The 2,330-nt window shown below is 64.5% G+C and carries 3 protein-coding genes; 2 read left to right on the top strand and 1 reads right to left on the bottom strand.

All coding sequences use genetic code 11. The features are described from left to right. Nucleotides 1-248 precede the first annotated feature (248 nt). Nucleotides 249-728: a hypothetical protein gene (locus B1205_RS28845; RefSeq protein ID WP_140158170.1), complete on the bottom strand. Its 480-nt coding sequence runs from the start codon at nucleotides 726-728 to the stop codon at nucleotides 249-251. A 268-nt stretch (nucleotides 729-996) separates the two neighbouring features. Between B1205_RS28845 and B1205_RS28840 the strand changes: the two genes are divergently transcribed. Then, nucleotides 997-1,245 carry a hypothetical protein gene (locus tag B1205_RS28840; RefSeq protein ID WP_089158477.1) on the top strand — a complete coding sequence of 83 codons (249 nt, stop codon included), beginning with the start codon at nucleotides 997-999 and terminating at the stop codon, nucleotides 1,243-1,245. A gap of 141 nt (nucleotides 1,246-1,386) precedes the next feature. Then, complete coding sequence (locus tag B1205_RS32670) at nucleotides 1,387-1,668, top strand: hypothetical protein (protein WP_089158476.1); 282 nt, start codon at nucleotides 1,387-1,389, stop codon at nucleotides 1,666-1,668. The last annotated feature ends 662 nt before the right edge of the window (nucleotides 1,669-2,330 follow it).

Raw genomic sequence — 2,330 nt, 5'->3', positions numbered from 1 at the left:
TCCATCCTCAGAATCAGCGGATTACACGATCAACGTTCAAAGACGAGGCACTAGCTCCGGTGTCAGACGTTGAAGCGGAACTCAGAGCCGCTGTCGCGCTAGCAGCGGGAACGAGACGCGCGACCTGCTCACGCGGCGTCTCGGGTTGCCAGCGTTTGGCGCTGGTTGACAGCGTCTGACGATGTCTTGTGCCCCCTGCGTGCCCCACCCTGCTACTGGCACCGCGCCCTTACCACCCGGAGCCTCGTCTACCGGTGCTCTTGAACCTTCTCGATCGACCAGCCAACAAACTCGGCGATCTCCTCGTCGGGGCTGGCGGGGGCGGCAACCCAGTCTTCTATTGCCGCGCCGAGTGACGGCGGCATGCCAGGGGTTGTCACATAGGGCTCAGACTCATCGCCGTAGAGGTGGTCGGCATGAAACCACGTGTGGTTCGGGTCGAGCCGGGTCGTCACGGCGTCGTACTCATCGAGTCCGCCGCCGCCTTCTGCAAGCACCTCATCCGTGCGCCAGTCCCGGATCACCCAGCGATCATGGGAAACCTGCCCACCCTCGACGATCCGGCGCCCGGCGCGCTCAAGCTCCTCGGCCTTTCTGAGCCGAGCATCTTCCGCACGACGCTGCGCCTTCAGCACCCTCCGTATGTGCTCTCTGGTGACGTCCGTCTCTGGGCCGGTTAGCACGGCGTCCTGTTGCGCCTGGGTATCGATCGATGCCATGCCGGCCATCTTCCCCTGCTTGAATCGTTCCGTCCAAGACGACACTCAAACTGGTTATCTCAGCTTCGTCGTGCGCCTCAACGAGGTGGCCAGCCGGCGACCCTAGAGCCGGGCTTCGAGCCGTGACCAGAACGCGCGTACCATCAGCACGTGACATACGGGACGGCGACGCTCCTCGGTTGCGGGGCTCTCGTCCTCATTGGACCGATCGGTGTGAGCTTTGTCGCCAGGCTGATCCGGCAGCGAAACTTCGGCAGACGTTCCCTGCGGCTCTTTCGTGGCCGGCGGCATCGTCGCCTCTGGCGCAATCTTCCTCTTCGGCGGTCCCGTGTTTCATCGGCTCTTTCCGCCGCCGTACGATCCGGTCCTTGCCAGCGGCCGTGGCCTCGACCTACGCGGCTTCCTGTTCTGGCTCGCCGCCTGGGCCGGCGGAGCGCTGACCTTCACAACCGCCATCGCGTACGGGGTCGAACTCGGAAGGCTGAGGCGATCGTGGCAGGACTCCAACCTGCGACACACGGTTTAGGAAGGGTATAGCCTCGGCGCGAGCACCTGGCGTTCTGCCAGGGCATACGTCCGCTGGCTATGCAACGCAATGCTTGATCATTCCGCGCATGTTCCGGATCTTGTGCCTGCTGTTTGCAGTCTCAGCTCATATGCTCCATGCGTGATCTGGATTGAGGGCCACCAGTACGGCACAGCCGCCGAGATTGCCACCGCCCTGGGTCCCGACATCACCGCCGCTCGGGTGCGCGACTGGGCGCGACGAGCTGCCAACCCAGCGGACCCGCTTTACGGCCTCTTGCACCGTCATCACGTAGCCGGTCGAGGTCGGGGCAGCACCTGGTACCGGTACGACGAGGCTGCCCACATGGAGTTCATAACTCGCAGCACCAAGGGCGGGCCCGCGCGCGTCGGCAGGTGGGGGCGACCTAGCAAGCCGAGTTGACGTGCGCGAATCCATGTGCGACAGTCATCACACATCCAACGTCAGGTGGAGTGTGCCCGCAGCCCGGAGAGGCGCAAGCCTCCGGGCTGTAGTCGTGTCGGGGTGCGGTACTGCCGGCCCCCGTCACGTTGCATGACCATCTGATGCGGTGCTCGCTGGCGATGCCCCAGCCCCGGTGACTACCCCGCTAGCTCGCTATCCGCCCTTCCTGCCGAAGCGACTAGCGCTCCCCAGCTCGTCGGCTAGGCTTGAAGCGCCAGCAAGCCCGATCCATTTCACGACCCCGAGTAGACCCTCGGGGTTTTTTCATGCCCAGCAAACGATCTTGACGGAGGGACCTTTGCCTACTTCCGGACGTACGTGGCGCGCGAATGCTTCGGGGGCGCAACGGCTCGCTCGGCTCACTCCGGGTGCGGGCCTGCTCGGTGGAGGTATCGCCGCCTGGCTGGGCTCCGAAACGGGGAATCCCGTCCTGGGTTTGACCGTGGCGGCCCTCCTAGCGCTGCCTGCACTGCTCGTCTCACTCCTGGTGGCGGTCGTCGTTCTCCGTCGTCACGAATCCGTCGAAGACCGCATCAAGCTGATCAAAGCACTGACGGAGTTCCTCAGAGCGCGTTTGGTTTGTGGGTGGGTCGGGTGTGCCGCACAGTGGGTCCGGTCGA

It is taken from the genome of Micromonospora sp. NBS 11-29 (genome assembly GCF_002140155.1).
Taxonomy (GTDB): Bacteria; Actinomycetota; Actinomycetes; order Mycobacteriales; family Micromonosporaceae; genus Micromonospora.
This window is presented reverse-complemented; position numbering and strand designations above follow the sequence as displayed.

Coding starts and splice junctions, on each gene's coding strand:
- B1205_RS28845 (WP_140158170.1), bottom strand. CDS start 728: ATGGCCGGCATGGCATCGATCGATACCCAGGCGCAACAGGACGCCGTG.